Consider the following 16,974-nt stretch of genomic DNA (forward strand, 5'->3'; position numbering starts at 1 on the left):
GTGGGATCAGGAGGGCAGTGGCATCACCCGATTGCGTCCCAGCTCCTTGGCCTTGTAGAGCAGCTTGTCGGTACGCTCGATCAGGGTGTCTGCCGTCTCCTGGGGGATGTATTCCCCCACGCCGAACGAGGCGGTGATGTGATCGATGCGTCGCCCGGATTTGCGATCCAGAATCGACATCCGCTCGATGACGCGACGCAGGCTCTCGGCCATCTGGCGGGTCAGCGCCAGGGCGCGGTTTGGCACCAAGAGGGCAAACTCCTCACCCCCCAGGCGATAGGCGGTTATGCCCTCCTTGCTGGCCTCTCGCAGCCGCTTGCCGACGATGCGCAGCACCTGGTCCCCCAGCAGATGTCCGTATTCGTCGTTGAAGTTCTTGAAGCGATCTATATCGGTCAGGATCAGGGAGAAGGGCTGCTTGCTGCGAATGAGGCTGTCCATCTCGAGATCGAAGGCGCGTCGATTGAGCAGAGACGTGAGCGGGTCCTCGGTGGCCAGCTTCCTCGTCTCGTTCAGGGCCTGTTTCAGCTCTTTTATCTCTTTCTCGGCGCTGCTGAGCTGGTTGCGAAAGTGGAGGGTGGACATGCGTACGTCACGCGACTCGCGCACGAGATCCCGCAGGATCCCCATGGTGTCTTCCAGGCTGAGCCCCTCGTCGTCTATCTTGCTCAGCTTGTCGAAACTCTTGTCGAGCATCTCCTGAAACAGCCCGGTATCGGAGATGGCATCCTGCATCGAGTGACTCAGCTCGCTGGCCATGGCCGCCAGGTTGAGTTTCATCGCCTCGATCTGCTGCTCGTCCTGAGCCGCAAGGTGCTGGTGGTAGAGACGCTCACAGGTGGTCAGGGAGAAGGTCCCCTGTTGTTTTATCGCCTGATCGACGGCATGGTTGAGTTCGGGCATGTCGCCGGAGACATAGCTGTACCAAAGGTGATAGTTGTTCGGCGTGGTGGGAATTTGATACTTGATCATCAGGGGAACCGCCTGTTTCAAATAGGCGGCAGATTGGGCGAACGAGTCCTTGCTCATGAGTTCCGAGTCTCACATACCTGCAAACTGTGTCCAGTATGACAGAGAGAATGGCCAAAAGGCAGTCGATGGATGCCATTAGCTCCCCCCTCCGATATAATGTCTGCGTTATTACCTACCCTAAGGCCTGCTTATGTCTCAAAAAGATCCTTTCCTCCAACGCGAGGCCGAAAAATACGAAAACCCCATCGCCAGTCGCGAGATGCTGCTGGAGCTCATCAAGGGCCATGAGAAACCCATGTCCCGGGAAGAGCTGGCCAAGGTCCTCAAGCTGACCGATGAAGAGCCGTTGGAAGCCTTGCGACGTCGTCTGCGCGCCATGGAGCGCGACGGGCAGCTCGTGTTCACCCGCAACCAATGTTACGCCCTGCCGGATCGCCTGAATCTGGTCAAAGGCTATGTGCTTGGCCACAAAGATGGATTCGGTTTTCTGCGCCCCGAGGGTGGTGGAGCGGATCTCTTCCTGAACAACCGCGAGATGCAGCGCCTGATGCATGGCGACTATGCCCTGGTGCAGCCGACCGAGATCGATCGCAAGGGTCGTCAGGAAGCGCGTCTGGTGCGCCTGCTCAAATCCCGCGAGGCGGACATCGTCGGTCGTTACTTCGTCGAGAACGGCGTCGGTTTCGTGGTACCCGATGACAGCCGCATCGGCCAGGACATCATCATCCCGGAAGGGGAGAACAAGGGGGCTCGCCAGAGCCAGGTCGTGGTCGTGCGCATCAACCAGCGCGCCACTGCCCGCTTCAATGCGGTCGGCACCGTCTTGGAAGTCCTGGGTGAGAACATGGCGCCCGGCATGGAGATCGAGATCGCCCTGCGTACCCACGGCATTCCGCACACCTGGCCGGAAGAGGTGACCAAGGAGGTCGCCGGTCTCGGCGAGCAGGTGCCGGAGAAGGCCAAAGAGGGTCGCATCGATCTGCGCGCCCTGCCGTTGGTGACCATCGACGGGGAAGACGCCCGTGACTTTGATGACGCCGTCTTCTGTGAAGCCAAGCGCGGTGGTGGCTGGCGCCTGTGGGTCGCCATCGCGGACGTTTCGGCTTATGTGAAACCGGGCACGGCCCTCGACACCGAAGCCTATCAGCGCGGCAACTCGGTCTACTTCCCCGAGTTCGTGGTGCCCATGCTGCCGGAGGTGCTCTCCAACGGTCTGTGTTCCCTGAACCCGCAGGTCGACCGGCTCTGCATGGTGTGCGAGATGACCATCTCCGCCGCCGGCCGCATGTCCGGCTACAAGTTCTACGAAGCGGTAATGAACTCCCACGCTCGCCTGACCTACACCAAGGTAGCGGCGATCCTTGACGGGGATCCCAAGCTGCGTCAGCAGTATGATCCGCTGGTGGGCCACATCGAGGAGCTGAGCAACCTCTACAAGGCGCTCAAGCATGCCCGTCATCAACGCGGTGCGGTGGAGTTCGAGAGCGAGGAGACCCGCTTCATCTTCAACGCCCAGCGCAAGATCGACCGTATCGTACCGCTGGTGCGCAATGACGCCCACAAGATCATCGAAGAGTGCATGATCCAGGCGAACGTGGCAGCCGCCCGCTACATCGAGAAGAACGAGGCCGCCGCCCTGTTCCGGGTGCACGACCGCCCGGGCGAGGAGCGTCTGACCGGCTTCCGTGACTTCCTGGCCGAACTGGGTCTGGAGCTCAAGGGGGGCCTGGAGCCCGAGCCGAAGGACTTTGCCGACCTGGCCGCCAAATTCGAAGGGCGCCCGGATGCGGAACTGCTCTCCACCATGCTGCTGCGCTCCATGCGTCAGGCCATCTATCAGGCCGACAACATCGGTCACTTCGGCTTGGCCCTGAAGTCCTACGCTCACTTCACCTCGCCAATCCGTCGTTACCCGGATCTCATCCTGCACCGGGCGATCAAGTACCAGACCGCCAAGGAGCAGCAGGGCAACCTGCGCCACAAGTGGACGCCGAGCGGTGGCTACCACTACCAGCTGGAAGAAGTGGACCCGATGGGCGAGCACTGCTCCATGACGGAGCGCCGTGCCGATGATGCCACCCGCGACGTGGCAGACTGGCTCAAGTGCGAGTACATGCTGGATCACGTGGGTGACGAGTTTGACGGCGTCATCGCCAGCGTCACCGGTTTTGGCTTCTTCGTGCGTCTGGCGGAGATCCACATCGACGGTCTGGTGCACGTCAGCACCCTCACCAACGACTACTACCAGTTCGACCCGCTGCACCAGCAGCTGATCGGCGAGAACTTCCGCCGCCGCTACCGTCTGGGTGACAAGGTGCGGGTCAAGGTGATGGGCGTGAACCTGGACGATCGCAAGATCGACTTCGTGATGGTGGAAGAGCCCCTCAAGGCCACCGGCAAGAACGCCAAGGAGATGGCGCGCAAGCAGGCCGAGATCAAGAAAGAGAAGGCCAAGAGCGCCCAGCGCCACGAGAAACGCAAAGAGGGCAAGGAGAGCGGTAAATCCGACAAGGGTGGCCGTGCCAAGCCCAGCAACAGACGACCGAGCAAAAAGGCTCGCGACAAGGCCAAGAGCACTAAATGAGTACTGAACTGATCTACGGCATTCACGCCGTCTCCGCGCTGCTGGAGCGCACCCCGGAGCGCTTCATCGAGGTGTGGGCTCTCAAGGGCCGCGATGACGAGCGGCTGCATCCCCTGCTGGCCGAGCTGGAGTCCCTCGGTATCAGGGTGCAGAGCGTGAACCGCAAGACGCTGGATGACAAGGCGGAAGGCAACAATCACCAGGGCATCATGGCCAAGGTGATTGAAGCGTCCAAGCTGGCCGAGCACGACCTGGCCAGCCTGCTGGACGATCTGGCGGCGCAAGAGACAGCGCCCTTCCTGCTGGTACTGGACGGGGTGACCGATCCGCACAATCTCGGCGCCTGTCTGCGCAGTGCCGATGCGGCCGGGGTACATGCGGTGATCGTGCCGCGGGACAAGGCCACAGGCCTCACGTCCGTGGTGCGCAAGGTCGCCTGTGGCGCCGCCGAAGTGGTGCCGCTCATCCAGGTCACCAACCTGGCCCGCAGCCTGCGCGAGCTGCAGGAGCGCGGCGTCTGGATCGTGGGTACCGCCGGTGAGGCGGATCACGATCTCTATCAGGCCAAACTCACCGGCCCCATGGCGCTGGTGATGGGGGCCGAAGGCAAGGGGATGCGCCGCCTGACCCGCGAACATTGCGACGAGCTGGTGAGCATCCCGATGGCGGGGGCAGTATCCAGCCTCAACGTCTCGGTGGCGAGCGGTGTCTGCCTGTTCGAAGCCGTGCGCCAGCGCCGCGTCTGACAAGACGATGACCGACAGACCCCCCTTTGTCTGGGAACGGGTTGCAGATGAGCAGGAGGCCGAGCGCCTCCTCTCTTTTGTCCGCTCCCTGACCTTGCCCCCTCGCACCTGCCTCTGGCATGCCGGTGACAGTCCGGCACTGCTGGTCAGGGTGGAGGAGGGGTTGCTGCGGGCCAGGGTGGTGCTGGCGGATGGCCGCGAGTACATCAAGGAATTCTATTGGGAGGGGGACGAGTTTCTCGACTTCCACCACCTGCTCAGCGGTGAGCCCGCCCGCTACAGCGTGGAGGCGCTGGAGCCTTGCCGGCTGCAGCTTCTTCCGCTGGCGGATCTGCGCCGACTCCCTTGCTGGCCCGCCTGGTATCACCATCTCCTTGAAGTGCAACTGCGCATCAAGGAGGAGAAAGAGCTGTTGCTGCTGACCGGGGGTCCAGAGGCGCGCTATCAGCATTTTCTGCGAAGCTTCCCCGCGCTGGATGCCAGGGTCCCGGATCACCAGATTGCCGCCTATCTGGGGATCACCCCCATCAGCCTGAGCCGCATCCGCAGGCGGCTGAAAACGCGCGTTCAGGGTTGAGCCAGAAGGGATTGCCGATGAACCTGGGCAGAGATCGGCTCTTTGTCGGCCATGTCCGCATTGGATGAGAAGGGGGGCAACTTAACCAAGGTTAATGCCCCTCGTCGGGAGCAAGATTATGCTGTCAGACCCCATTAAACAGGAGTCATTCATGAACTGGAGTATGAAATCCTGGTCCGAGCTGACCACGGATGAATTGTATGAGCTGCTTGCCCTGCGCGCCGAGGTGTTCGTGGTGGAGCAGACCTGCCCTTTCCAGGATCTGGACGGGCTGGATCGCCGTGACGGCGTGCTGCATCTGCTCGGCCGTGAGGGAGATCACCTGGCGGTCTATGCCCGCATCATGGCGCCCGGCATTGGTGATGACAGCGGCGCAGCCATCGGCCGTGTGGTCACCTCTCCCACGTCGCGGGGGGGCGGACTGGGTCACCGCCTGCTGGCGCAAGCGGTCAGAGAGTGCGAGGCACGCTGGCCTGCACACAGCATCTGGCTCGGTGCACAGGCCCACCTGCAAGGTTTCTACGGCCAGCATGGTTTCGTGGCCGAAGGGGAAGGGTATCTGGAAGATGACATCCCTCACATGGGGATGCGAAGGGAGCCTACCTGACATCGTCAGGCGCCAGGAAAGGGGCAAGTGGCCCCTCACCCGTGGCGCATCGCATGGTTTTTTTGCTACCCCGTGGCCATGTGGTCGTCAGCCCGGGGTGAGATACCGCCGCGCTGATCTGCCTGCGGCTCTCTCTGTCGGGACACCGCCCCGGTCAGGGCGGTGCGGCATCAGGAGGGCTGGGGTGGTTCAGGGAGTGACCCGGGTGGTGAGGGTAAATCCCTCTTCACTGGAGGCCAGCGTCACCTGAACCTGGCCCAACTCGGTCAGACTGCCCACATGGGTGCCGCCACAGGGAATGGTGATCTCCCGACCCTCCAGCATGCCATGCCAGTAGCGGGAATCGATGATGGCCTCACCGGCCCGGCTGCGGCGGATCTCGCCTCCCTCTTTGAGCCAGCGCATCAGCTGCTCGTTGACCTGGAGCGCTATCCTGTCGAGGTCGGCCAGCAGTGCCTCGCTGTTGATTCCCTTTTTTCGAAGGCTCTTGCCGATCCGGTACTGCTCCTTTGATCCTCTGGGCTCGACCCGGGAGTGCTGGATGGCGAGGCGGTCGAAATCCGGCTGCCCGAGAGCGTCCAGCTCGCTTGTCTCCTTTCGCCAATAGGGCGTGAGCGCCCGATTGAGGGCCAGTGCCACCAGGTGGCAGGCGCTGTGGCCCAGGCTCAGGGCATGGCGAGCCTCGGCATCCACTGTCAGTTCCACAGGCGAGCCAATGGCAAGGTGATGGGAACTGGCGAGGGGATGCACCACCACGAAAGCCCACCCATCCGCCCCCCGCTTGACCGGAATCTCCGTATCCACGAACAGCTCGCCCTCGGGACTGATGGCGCCCATGCGGCAGGGGCCCACGGCCGCTTCCCCCCCTTCCCAGCGCACAGTGCCCACGTCACCGGGTTGATCGGGCCAGAGGTGGCTCTGGGGATGAAAGGGGGTGAGGTCGGTGACCAGCAGGGTCGGATCCCCCTGTTTGCAACAGACGACGCTGGCCTGTTCCTGATGGTGGCCCAGAACGAAGCTGGCTCGGGTATGTTCCATGGCAGGGCTCCCGCAACGAGATGATGAGAAGGGAAAGGGGCAGCATACGCGAAAGTGCGAAGAGGCTCATCAACCCGGGTCAATGAGCCTCAAGATGGCGTTAGAGGGTGGTGACCAGCAGATAGGCATTGAGGCCGATCACCAGGGCGACGATGAGGCGCCCCACGGCCTGGGTGACGGGGTGATTGCGATGTGCCCCCATCAGGGCGCGATCACCGGTCAGGATCAGCAGCGGAATAAGAGCGAGGGCGATGCCGAAGCTCAGCACTACCTGGCTCAGTACCAGAATTTCCGTGGTGTTGAGGCCCATGGCGATCACCACGAAGGCGGGAGCCATGGTGATGGCTCGGCGCAGCCAGAGCGGAATGGTGAAGCGCACGAAGCCCTGCATCACCACTTGCCCCGCCAGCGTTCCCACCACGGTGGAGGAGATGCCGGAGGCGACCAGGGAGAGGCCGAACAGGGTGGCGGCTGCCGGGCCCAGCAGGGGCGTGAGGGTCTGGTAGGCCGTTTCCAGCTCGGCCACCTGCTGATTGCCGGAGCTGTGGAAGGCGGCAGCCGCCATGGCCATCATGGCCAGGTTGACGAAGCCGGCGATGGTCATGGCGATGGCCACGTCGACCCGGGTGCTGTGCAGCCGCTGGGTCACCGTGCCCTGCTCCTGGGTATGCTGGGTCAGGGCCGAGTGCAGGTAGATGACATGGGGCATCACGGTGGCACCAAGCACGCCGGCAGCAAGATAGACAGCATCACCATTGGGGAGACCGGGGAAGAGTGCCCCTTCCAGCAGACTCGGCAGATGGGGGCGCGAGAACACCAGCTCGACGATGTAGGCGGCGGCCACGAACAGCAGCAGGCCCCCCACCACGAACTCCAGCGGCTTCTGGCCGCGGGATTGCAACATCAGGATCCCCCAGGTGACCACCGCGGTGATGCAGGCACCTTCCAGCAGGGTGATGCCGAGCAGCAGCTTGAAGCCGACCGCAGCGCCGATGAACTCGGCGAGATCGGTGGCCATGGCGATGATCTCCGCCTGTACCCAGTAGGCCCAGACCGCCGGCTTGGGCAGCCGGTCGCGAATGTGCTCCGCCAGGTTCTTGCCGGTGACGATGCCGAGCTTGGCCGAGAGGGTCTGCACCAGCATGGCCATCAGATTGGCCCACACCACTACCCACAGCAGTTGATAGCCGAAGGTGGAGCCGGCTTGGATATTGGTCGCAAAATTGCCCGGGTCGATATAACCGATGGCGGCGATGAAGGCGGGGCCGAGCAGGGTCAGCTTGAATTTGCGGGCCGGGATGGCCGTGGTGAGCGCAGGTTGCATACTGTCATCCTCCGTGGGGATATGAGGAGAGTATGGATCTAAATGATAATTGTTATCAATTAAAGTTTTGTATCGGGCTCATCGAGAAAAACATCTTGCTTCGCCAGTTGCAGTGGGAGAGGTGATTTCGTACAATACGCCGCCCTAGAAAGCAGCGTCTAAACATCACTATGTTCCTTGCCTCCGAGGTCTGGCTGCACCTGGGCGGAGGCTGAATTAATCCGTAAGGAGCTAAAATGCGTCATTACGAAATCGTCTTCATGGTTCATCCGGACCAGAGCGAGCAAGTACCTGGCATGATCGAGCGTTACACCGGCGCTATCACCACCGCTGGTGGTACCATTCATCGCCTGGAAGATTGGGGCCGTCGTCAACTGGCTTACCCGATCGACAAGCTGCACAAGGCTCACTACGTTCTGATGAACGTAGAAGCTGAACAGGCCGTTATCGATGAGCTGGAAACCAACTTCCGCTTCAACGATGCCGTTATCCGCAACATGATCATGCGCACCAAGCACGCCGTGACTGAAGTTTCTCCGATGGCCAAGGCCAAGGAAGAGCGCTTCACCCGTCGTGACGACGAGCGTCGCGAAGATGCTGTTGAAGCGTCTTCCGAAGAGTAATTCTTAGATCACCGCATTAGAGGATAAAGGCCATGGCACGTTATTTCCGTCGTCGTAAGTTCTGCCGCTTCACCGCCGAGAACGTTACCGAGATCGACTACAAAGATATCGTTACTCTGAAAAACTACGTCACTGAATCTGGCAAGATCGTACCGAGCCGTATCACCGGTACCCGCGCCAAGTATCAGCGTCAGCTGGCACGCGCCATCAAGCGTGCTCGTTACCTGGCTCTGCTGCCGTACACCGATCTGCACAACAAGTAAGAATCGGCCCGGCGCTTACGCCTAACTCAACGAAATTTATAGAGGAAAGGTAATGCAAGTTATCCTGCTCGATAAGATCGCCAAACTGGGCGGTCTGGGTGACCAAGTTTCCGTAAAAGCTGGTTATGCCCGTAACTACCTGATCCCGCAAGGCAAAGCTGTTATGGCCACCAAGGCCAACATCGAAGCCTTCGGTGCTCGTCGCGCTGAGCTGGAAGCCAAACTGGCTGCCAACAAGGCTGCTGCCGAAGAGCGCGCTGCCAAGCTGGGTGAGCTGGCTGCCGTTGTCATCGCCTCCAAGTCTGGCGACGAAGGCAAGCTGTTCGGTTCCATCGGTACCCGTGACGTGGCTGAAGCCATCACTGCTGCCGGCGTAGCCGTTGCCAAGAGCGAAGTCCGCATGGGCAATGTTCTGCGTAACACCGGTGAGTACGAAGTTGTTGTTCAGCTGCACGCTGACGTCAAAGCAACCGTACAAATCCAGGTCGTTGCTCTGTAATAGCGTTCCGCTCTTGCAGAAAAACCCGCGCACATGCGCGGGTTTTTTATTTTCAGATCAAGGGGTAAAGTGAAGGTCTGTTCCTCTGGAGGAGAACCTTTATGGCTGCCTGGGTTGAAGGTCGGGTCATCGAGCGCATCGAGTGGACACCCACCCTGCTCTCCCTGCGTGTGGAGGCGGAACTTGCCCCCTACAAGGCGGGTCAATTCACCAAGCTGGCCCTGGAGCAGGGCGAGCGTCGCGTCCAGCGTGCCTACTCCTTCGTCAATCCTCCCGGCACGCCCTATCACGAATTCTATCTGGTGGAGATCCCCGGCGGTGAACTGAGCCCCTCTCTCGGTTCCCTGCAGGTGGGCGACAGCCTGCTGGTGCAGTCCCAGGCCACCGGTTTTCTGACCCTGGATGAGATTCCCCCGGGACGGGACCTGTGGCTGCTCTCAACCGGCACCGCCATCGGCCCCTTCCTCGCCATGCTGGCCGAGGGACAGGTCTTCGACCGCTTCGAGCATCTGGTGCTGGTACACGGGGTGAGAAAAGGGGAAGAGCTCAGCTATCAGCCGCTTATCGCCAGTTTTGCCGAGCAGCATGGCGAGCGTTTTCGCTATGTTCCCTTCGTCAGTCGTGAGACCTGGCCGGGGGCGATGGCAGGGCGTATCCCGGCAGCCATCGTCGATGGCAGCTTGCAGGCAAGGGTGGGGCTGAACTTCTCCCCCGAGTTGAGCCAGGTGATGATCTGCGGCAACCCCGCCATGGTGAAAGAGACTCAGCAGACCCTGCTCGGGCTGGGGCTTGCCAAGAACCTGCGTCGCGCCCCCGGCAATATCAGCATGGAAAACTACTGGTAGGGGACATGACTCCAGGGGCCACAGGCCCCTCAACCATGTCCATGGGCATGCTGGTCAGTGTTTTTGGTGGCCGTTGCCGCCGTGCTTGTTCCTGGGCTTGTCATGGCCCTGACCCGGGTTGTTGCCACTGTGAATGCTGCGGTTGTAATGGTCGCGGTATTTGCCATCCATGTTGTCGCAGTTGAGCTGGATGCGGCTGGTCCGGGTGCTGACATCCAGGCAGTTGTGCTGCCACCACTCGTACTCCTTGTCGTCCCAATCCAGGCTTACCCGGCCCTGGTCGGTGGAGATCCGGATGTCGTCATCGTGTTTGGAAGGGGGGGCAGCAAAGGCCATTCCCTGAACCAGAAGCAGGGAGAGCAGCAGTGCGCCGCGGGAAGTCATGGTCATGTGGGTCATCGCATCAAGGCTCCTGTCAGGGGGATCATTGATCCGGTTGCGTGCTGATCTGGTTGGTGCTGGGGGGCTGGTTGCGCTGCGTCTCGTCCTCCAGACTGAGGTTGATCCTCTTGCAGTCGGCGGCGGCCGTGTCACCGCTCCCGAGATCGAAGCAGTTGCTCTGGGACCAGTCAAACTGCGTGTCATTCCAGTCCAGATTGAAGGTCAGCGCATCCACGGAGAAGGTCTGGCTCCCTTCGTCCTGTGCCAGGGCGCTACCAGTGATCAGAAAAAGAGAGAGCAACAAAGCCGTCGTTCTGTTCATGATGTCCTCGAGTCGTGTTCGGTGGAAATGAGTGTAATGCGGCGGGCTTAACCCGAGCATAACCGCAGATGTTCTTCAGGTACGGGGTCGATTGTAGTGTTTTTCTGCTGCGGATTTGCACGTTTTGGTCGCACTCTGGGCAGCTGATCGTCCATCGGCGGGAATTCGGGGATTTGCCCTTCTCTCCGGGGGAGTGGCGACTATAATCGGCAGCCAACTTTTCCTGCAGATGTTTCCCGTTTCATCATGACTACTCAGGCTTGCGCCGCATTGCGTTACCCCAAGGGATGGTTCGCCCTCACGACTGTCTACAGTTTTACCGGGCTGGCCATTCTGGCTTCCATCGTCTTCTCCCTGCTGCTGTTTCTCTCCATCGACGAAAACCCCCTGATGAAGTGGCTGTTCGGCGGGCTGGCCATCATCTTCGAGCTGGGCAAGTTCTATGTCTGGTACGAGTACGGCGAGTGCAAGGCGAGGCGGGATCTGGGCGGCGCCTTCTGGTCGCTGCTGTTCTACAGCGTGCTGGCCGCCATCTCCATCGGGGGCAGTATCGGCGGCATCAACAGCGCCACCAACACCATCCTGAGCCAGCAGGCGCGTCACGAGCGGGAGATAGCCCGTTTCGACGAGCAGATAGCCAGCATAGAGCGGCAGATCCAGCTCAACGAAGAGGCGGCCCGCAAATACATCGAGATGGCGCGTATCTCGAGCGGCGTCAGCGGTCTGCAGCAGGCCAACACCAAGCTCAGGCTGCGTCAGGACGAGCTGCGCCAGGAGCGGGACGCCAAGCCGCTGGGGGAGCAGTCCTCCATGCTGGGGCTGATGAGCAGTCTGGCGGACGGGGTGGGCATGAGCATCGGCCAGGTGCAGTTCCTGCTGGTCTGCTTCCTGTCTATCCTGCTCGATGCATTTGGTGCCTTTTTCGTCAGCCTGATCGGTGAGGAGAACCGCTTCCGCCGTCAATGGATGTGGCAACGGGAGAGGGCGCAAGCCGAGGCCCGGGTCGCAGCGCCGACCCCGGAGCCGCCAGCCATCAGCAGACCCGTGCCCGAGCCAGCCGTGGTCGCCCAGGTGCGCGGCGCGCTGGAGAGCGGCGAGCTCAAATGCAGCAAACGCAAGGTGGCAGAGGCATTGTCACTGTCTCTGGAGGAGGTGGACCGGGTGTTCCAGCATCTGCTGGCGCAGGGCGTGCTGGGGCAGGGCAGCAATCGTCACTACCATCTTCGTGCCGAGCAGGGGTGAATCCGGCTCAGTCGAACCAGATAAGACCCTCATAGGGTTGCTGTCTGAGAGAGGCGAGGCGGCTATCCAGGTTGCCTGCATGGATTTCCAGTCGGTGCCCGTCGGGATCCAGCAGATAGAGTGAATCCCCTTCGCTGCTGTTCTTCTTCCACTCCACGACGCCCGCCGCGCGCAGACGGGCGCAGAAGGCTGGAAACTGTTCAGGCGAGATGCCAAACGCGACATGGCTGTAATCTCTGGCCGGTTGGGGAGGATCGCAGGAGAGACAGAGCCAGAGATCGCCGAGGGTGAGATAGGCTCCCCGTGCCCATCTCACCCTGGGGCGACATCCCAGCAAGTCGACATAAAAGGCAACGCTGCTGTCGAGATCGCCGGTTGCCAGCGTGAGATGGTTCAGTCCATGCAGCATCTTCTCTTCTTCCCCCTTGTCCCCGAACCCTAGTGAGTGAGCACCATCATCAGGCTGAGGAAGGCGGCAAGCCCGCCGCCGATGCCGATGATCCAGTAAAAGCCCTTGGCCCCCTGTTTGAGCGGAATGCGGAAGTAGAGCAGAAACGCCCACCACCCCAGGGCCAGCAACAGAGGAATAAGAAACATTCGAGCCATGGTGTCCTCGCTGTTATTCTGTTGACCCTTGATCAATCAACAGGATGGATTGTGCAATGACGCAGCTACAGATTACCGCATTCGGCGACCCCTCGGTACTCAGGCTCAACCCTTCCCTGGACAAGGTACCCGCAGAGGGAGAGGTCCGGGTGCGCATCTGCTTTGCGGGGGTCAACCCCATCGATGCCAAGACCCGGGCCGGTCTCGGCTGGGCGGCCGCCCAGAACAAGGACAACCTGCCCTGGACGCCGGGTTATGACGTGGCCGGCGTGGTGGAAAAGGTGGGGCCCGGCGTGACCTCCCTGGCCGAGGGGGATCAGGTGTGCGGCATGGTGGGTTTCCCCCTCGCCGCCGGTGCATATGCCGAATCCGTGGTGGCCCGCGAGGAGGAGCTGGTCAAGCTCGATGGGGTGAGCCTCAGGCAGGGAGCGGCCCTACCGCTGGCGGGTCTCACCGCCTGGCAGGGGCTGCTGGAGCACGGTGGCCTGCAGTCGGGGCAACGGGTACTGATCCTGGCCGGTGCCGGTGGCGTCGGCCACCTGGCGGTGCAGTTTGCCGCCGCCTATGGTGCCCACGTGGTTGCCACGGCAAGCGGCGACAATCACAGCTTCCTTCATAGTCTCGGGGCGAGCCGGATGGTGGATTACCACCAGGCCGGGTGGTGCACCGAAGCGATCACCGATGGTCCGTTCGATCTGGTGCTGGATCTGGTGGGGGGCGAGAGCGGCAAGGCGGCGCTGGCCTGCGTCAAGCCGGGCGGCCGTCTGGTGACGGTCCCCACCATCACGGCCCAGCAGATCAAGGACGCGGGGGCCGAGCTTGGCGTCGAGGTTGTCGGCATGCTGGTCCATCCCGATCGAACGCAGCTGACCCAGATGCTGACGCTGCTTCGCCAGGGGGAGGTGAAGATCACTGTCTCTGGTGAATACACGCTGGCAGAAGGGGCGCTGGCCCATCAGGCCATCGAGCAGGGCCATGTGCGCGGCAAGCTGTTGCTGCGCATGTCCGCCGCAGACGGCCAGCCCGGATGATAGACTTCACCGGGATGGGGCTGGGAGGGTTGTTTCTGAGCGCCTTCACCTCCGCCACCCTGTTGCCCGGCAGCTCGGAAGTGCTGCTGGGCGCCATGGCGGTCAAGGGGGAGTGGAGCATGACCAGCCTGCTTTTCTGGGCGACGCTGGGCAATACCCTGGGTTCCATGACCACCTGGTGGCTCGGCTGGCTCGCCACCCACAAGAAAAAACCGGAAGATTTTCAAGGCCGTGGGGAACAAAAAGCCCTTGGTTGGCTCAAACGTCATGGCCACTGGTGTCTGCTGCTTGCCTGGACGCCTGTGGTCGGCGATGGTCTCTGTCTGCTGGCTGGTTGGCTGCGCCTCTCCTTCTGGCGCTCCCTCATCTTGATCGGGCTCGGCAAATTGCTTCGTTATGCCCTGGTGTTTCTGCTGGCCAGTCAGATCTTCTAGCCCTTTTGTCACTCACGAGGTACCCGTGAACAAACTCATTCCATTAAGCATGCTGCTGGGCTTCTCTCTTCCCGTGCTGGCGGCCCCGACCCTGGTGTCCGAGCAGGTCAAGCAGGAGGGCAAGCTCGGCATTCCCTACCAGATGTACAAGCTGGACAACGGTTTGACCGTGATCCTGGCCCCCGACCACTCCGATCCCCTGGTGCATCTGGACGTCACCTATCACGTCGGCTCCTCCCGGGAAACCGTGGGCAAGTCGGGCTTTGCCCACTTCTTCGAGCACATGATGTTCCAGGGCTCCAAGCACGTTGGTGATCAGGAACACATGCGGATCATCAACGAGGCGGGCGGTGACATGAACGGCACCACCAACAAGGACCGTACCAACTACTACGAAACCGTGCCGGCCAACCAGCTGGAGAAGGTGCTCTGGCTGGAGGCGGATCGCATGGGCTTCCTGCTCGATGCGGTGAGCCAGAAGAAGTTCGAGATCCAGCGCGCCACCGTCAAGAACGAACGGGCCCAGCGTATCGACAACCAGCCTTATGGCCTGGTGGGCGAGCGGGTGGGGGAGGCACTCTATCCGCGCACCCACCCCTACTCCTGGCAACCCATCGGTTATGTGGAGGATCTCGACCGGGTCGACGTCAACGACCTCAAGCAGTTCTTCCTGCGCTGGTACGGTCCCAACAACGCGACCCTGACCCTGGGCGGCGACTTTGATACCAAGCAGGCGCTGGCCTGGATTGAGCAGTACTTCGGTTCCATCCCGCGCGGTCCGGACGTGGCAGAACCGACGCCTCAGCCTGCCACCCTGCCGGCAACCCGCTACGTGACGCTGGAAGACAAGGTGCATCTGCCGCTCCTGTATATCAGCTACCCGACCGTCTCCCTGGGTGACCCGCAGGAGCCGGCGCTGGACATCTTTGCCGATGTGCTGGGGGGCTCTGCCAGCTCCATGCTCTACCAGTCCCTGGTGAAAACCGGCAAGGCCATCGAGGCGGGTGCCTCCCACTCCTGCGAAGAGCTTGCCTGCACCCTGACGGTCTATGCCTACCCCAATCCGGCGGCGGATGGCAGCCTCAAGACCCTCAAGGGCGAGGTGGACAAGGTGATCGGCGAGTTTGCCCAGCGCGGCATCAAGCCCGCAGATCTGGAGAAGGCCATCAGCAGCTATCGCGCGTCCGCCATCTGGGGACTCGACAGCATCGAGGGCAAGGTCAGCCAGCTTGCCATGGGGCAGGTGCTGGCCCGGGATCCCGACTACGTGTTCAAGAATCTGGATGCCATTGCCCGGGTCAAGGGGTCTGACGTCAAGGCTGCCTACGACAAGTTCATCCAGAACAAGCCTGCCGTGGTGCTGAGCGTGGTGCCCAAGGGCAAGAGCGACTGGCAGGCCGCGACCCCGAACTTCACTCCCGCCAAGCGGGAGCTGCCGGATTACAGCAAGCATGACAAGGTGCTGGCCGAGCGGCCGGTGAAAGATGACTTCGATCGCAGCGTGCAGCCCAAGGCGGCCGATGCGGTGAGCGTCAAGGTGCCCGCCATCTGGCGTGGCAAGCTCGACAAGGGGATCGAGATCATCGGCACCCACAGTGACGAGATCCCGGCCGTCTCCATCATGATCGCCCTGCCGGGTGGCATCCGGGCCGAAGGCAAGGGAGAGCTGGGGCTGGCCAGCCTCACCGCCGCCATGTTGGAGCAGGGGACGACGCGCCTCTCCGAGGCCGAGCTGAGCGACGAGCTGCAAAAACTCGGCGCCAGCATCAGCGTCTCCAGCGCCCAGTACAACAACCTCATCACCATCAGCAGTCTGGCGGACAAGCTGCCCGAAACCCTGGCGCTGGTGCGGGAAGTGCTGCTGCAACCCGGCCTGCGGGAAGCGGACTTCGAGCGGCTCAAGACCCAGATGCTGCAAGGCATGAAACAGAGCGAGCAGCAACCCGAGTGGCTGGCGGGTCAGGCGTTCCGCGAACTGGTCTATGGCAAGCAGAACCGCCTCGGCCAACCCTCTGACGGGGTGCTGGCGGACGTGGAGAAGCTGACCCTGGCGGATGTGAAGCGCTTCTATGAGGCTTATTACAATCCGACCAATGCCAAGGTGGTGGTGACAGGTGATGTGACCGCCCAGCAGGTGGAATCCGGTCTCGCCTTCCTGACCCAGTGGCAGGGGGCGGCCCCGACCCTGGGGGATCTCAAGCCCGGGGGAGAGCAGGCCAAGCCAGGCATCTATCTGGTGGACAAGCCGGGAGCCCCCCAGTCGGTGATCCGTATCGGCCGTCGCGCCATGCCGTTTGACACCACGGGAGACTATTTCATCGCCAACCTGATGAACTTCAACCTGGGTGGTAACTTCAACAGCCGCATCAACCTCAACCTGCGGGAAGACAAGGGCTACACCTATGGTGCCAGCTCGGGTTTCCAGGCCAACCGCGAGGCGGGTGTCTTCGCGACCGGCGCCAACGTGCGCACCGATGCGACCGTGGATGCCATCCGCCAGTTCCTCAAGGAGATGGACGGCTACCGCAAGAGCGGGCCGACCCCGGTGGAGCTGGCCTACATGCGCAGCGCCGTCTCCCAGCAGGATGCGCTCTCCTACGAGACCCTGGGGCAGAAGGCTGGCTTCCTGCTGCAGATGATCATGTACGACCTGAAGCCGGACTATGTGCAGGCCCAGAACAACCTGATCAAAACGGTTTCGCCCGAGACGCTGAAGGCCAGTGCAGCCCGCTGGCTGGATCCGGCCGAGATGGTGATTGTGGTGGTGGGAGACAAGCAAAAGCTTGAAAAACCCCTGAGCGAGCTTCATCTTCCCATCTATCCACTGCAACTGCCCTGAGGGGCGTCGCAACAATAAGTGCCGCCCCGGGTGGGGCGGCC

The 16,974-nt window shown here is 61.8% G+C and carries 19 protein-coding genes; 12 read left to right on the forward strand and 7 right to left on the reverse strand.

The window, feature by feature from the left end:
• Positions 1-6: 6 nt before the first annotated feature.
• Positions 7-1,029, reverse strand: a complete 1,023-nt coding sequence (locus tag C2U30_RS17875) for a GGDEF domain-containing protein (protein ID WP_010673113.1) — start codon at positions 1,027-1,029, stop codon at positions 7-9.
• 133 nt (positions 1,030-1,162) lie between these two features.
• Here C2U30_RS17875 and rnr point away from each other — a divergent pair, with 133 nt between their 5' ends.
• The 4 genes from rnr (at position 1,163) to C2U30_RS17895 (ending at position 5,486) form a co-directional block, all read left to right on the forward strand.
• Positions 1,163-3,556 carry a ribonuclease R gene (gene rnr, locus C2U30_RS17880; protein WP_010673114.1) on the forward strand — a complete coding sequence of 798 codons (2,394 nt, stop codon included), beginning with the start codon at positions 1,163-1,165 and terminating at the stop codon, positions 3,554-3,556.
• Positions 3,553-4,302: a 23S rRNA (guanosine(2251)-2'-O)-methyltransferase RlmB gene (rlmB, locus tag C2U30_RS17885; RefSeq protein ID WP_103244209.1), complete on the forward strand. Its 750-nt coding sequence runs from the start codon at positions 3,553-3,555 to the stop codon at positions 4,300-4,302. Before rnr ends, rlmB begins: the two co-directional genes overlap by 4 nt.
• A gap of 7 nt (positions 4,303-4,309) precedes the next feature.
• On the forward strand, positions 4,310-4,879 hold the full coding sequence (locus C2U30_RS17890; RefSeq protein ID WP_069784675.1) for a Crp/Fnr family transcriptional regulator: 570 nt from the start codon (positions 4,310-4,312) through the stop codon (positions 4,877-4,879).
• A 151-nt stretch (positions 4,880-5,030) separates the two neighbouring features.
• Entirely contained in the window at positions 5,031-5,486 is a 456-nt protein-coding gene (locus tag C2U30_RS17895) for a GNAT family N-acetyltransferase (RefSeq protein ID WP_069784676.1), read from the forward strand.
• Between the two features lie 189 nt (positions 5,487-5,675).
• Here C2U30_RS17895 and C2U30_RS17900 read toward each other — a convergent pair whose 3' ends face one another.
• Entirely contained in the window at positions 5,676-6,524 is an 849-nt protein-coding gene (locus tag C2U30_RS17900; protein WP_069784677.1) for a hypothetical protein, read from the reverse strand.
• Between the two features lie 100 nt (positions 6,525-6,624).
• A complete protein-coding gene (locus tag C2U30_RS17905) occupies positions 6,625-7,848 on the reverse strand; it encodes an Nramp family divalent metal transporter (protein ID WP_103244210.1) in 1,224 nt (407 codons plus the stop codon).
• 236 nt (positions 7,849-8,084) lie between these two features.
• Here C2U30_RS17905 and rpsF point away from each other — a divergent pair, with 236 nt between their 5' ends.
• The 4 genes from rpsF (at position 8,085) to C2U30_RS17925 (ending at position 10,078) form a co-directional block, all read left to right on the forward strand.
• Complete coding sequence (gene rpsF / locus C2U30_RS17910) at positions 8,085-8,471, forward strand: 30S ribosomal protein S6 (protein WP_005331771.1); 387 nt, start codon at positions 8,085-8,087, stop codon at positions 8,469-8,471.
• Between the two features lie 32 nt (positions 8,472-8,503).
• On the forward strand, positions 8,504-8,734 hold the full coding sequence (rpsR, locus tag C2U30_RS17915) for a 30S ribosomal protein S18 (RefSeq protein WP_005313392.1): 231 nt from the start codon (positions 8,504-8,506) through the stop codon (positions 8,732-8,734).
• Positions 8,735-8,786: 52 nt separating this feature from the next.
• Entirely contained in the window at positions 8,787-9,233 is a 447-nt protein-coding gene (rplI, locus tag C2U30_RS17920) for a 50S ribosomal protein L9 (protein ID WP_010673120.1), read from the forward strand.
• 101 nt (positions 9,234-9,334) lie between these two features.
• On the forward strand, positions 9,335-10,078 hold the full coding sequence (locus tag C2U30_RS17925) for a ferredoxin--NADP reductase (protein WP_039040002.1): 744 nt from the start codon (positions 9,335-9,337) through the stop codon (positions 10,076-10,078).
• Between the two features lie 54 nt (positions 10,079-10,132).
• On the opposite strand, the gene C2U30_RS17930 is transcribed toward C2U30_RS17925, so the two are convergent.
• Both C2U30_RS17930 and C2U30_RS17935 read right to left on the reverse strand, forming a co-directional pair.
• Positions 10,133-10,477 (reverse strand): hypothetical protein, encoded by a 345-nt coding sequence (locus tag C2U30_RS17930; RefSeq protein WP_010673122.1) that lies wholly within the window; start codon positions 10,475-10,477, stop codon positions 10,133-10,135.
• Positions 10,478-10,502: 25 nt separating this feature from the next.
• Positions 10,503-10,781, reverse strand: a complete 279-nt coding sequence (locus C2U30_RS17935) for a hypothetical protein (protein ID WP_174722078.1) — start codon at positions 10,779-10,781, stop codon at positions 10,503-10,505.
• A 246-nt stretch (positions 10,782-11,027) separates the two neighbouring features.
• Between C2U30_RS17935 and C2U30_RS17940 the strand changes: the two genes are divergently transcribed.
• Positions 11,028-12,023, forward strand: a complete 996-nt coding sequence (locus tag C2U30_RS17940; protein WP_103244211.1) for a Preprotein translocase subunit SecY — start codon at positions 11,028-11,030, stop codon at positions 12,021-12,023.
• Positions 12,024-12,030: 7 nt separating this feature from the next.
• Here the strand turns inward: C2U30_RS17940 and fos are convergent, their stop codons facing one another.
• On the reverse strand, positions 12,031-12,432 hold the full coding sequence (gene fos / locus C2U30_RS17945) for a fosfomycin resistance glutathione transferase (RefSeq protein ID WP_039040005.1): 402 nt from the start codon (positions 12,430-12,432) through the stop codon (positions 12,031-12,033).
• A gap of 29 nt (positions 12,433-12,461) precedes the next feature.
• Complete coding sequence (locus C2U30_RS17950) at positions 12,462-12,629, reverse strand: hypothetical protein (RefSeq protein WP_005308905.1); 168 nt, start codon at positions 12,627-12,629, stop codon at positions 12,462-12,464.
• 56 nt (positions 12,630-12,685) lie between these two features.
• Between C2U30_RS17950 and C2U30_RS17955 the strand changes: the two genes are divergently transcribed.
• From C2U30_RS17955 to C2U30_RS17965, 3 genes are read left to right on the forward strand one after another with little or no spacing between them, the layout of a single operon-like run.
• Entirely contained in the window at positions 12,686-13,660 is a 975-nt protein-coding gene (locus tag C2U30_RS17955; protein WP_049636445.1) for an NADP-dependent oxidoreductase, read from the forward strand.
• Entirely contained in the window at positions 13,657-14,094 is a 438-nt protein-coding gene (locus C2U30_RS17960) for a YqaA family protein (RefSeq protein ID WP_029313803.1), read from the forward strand. The genes C2U30_RS17955 and C2U30_RS17960 overlap by 4 nt, the downstream gene beginning before the upstream one ends.
• A 25-nt stretch (positions 14,095-14,119) precedes the next feature.
• Positions 14,120-16,933, forward strand: a complete 2,814-nt coding sequence (locus tag C2U30_RS17965) for a M16 family metallopeptidase (RefSeq protein WP_102983754.1) — start codon at positions 14,120-14,122, stop codon at positions 16,931-16,933.
• Positions 16,934-16,974: the final 41 nt, after the last annotated feature.

The sequence above is a fragment of the Aeromonas sp. ASNIH5 genome (genome assembly GCF_002902865.1).
In the GTDB taxonomy this organism is placed as follows: domain Bacteria; phylum Pseudomonadota; class Gammaproteobacteria; order Enterobacterales; family Aeromonadaceae; genus Aeromonas; species Aeromonas caviae.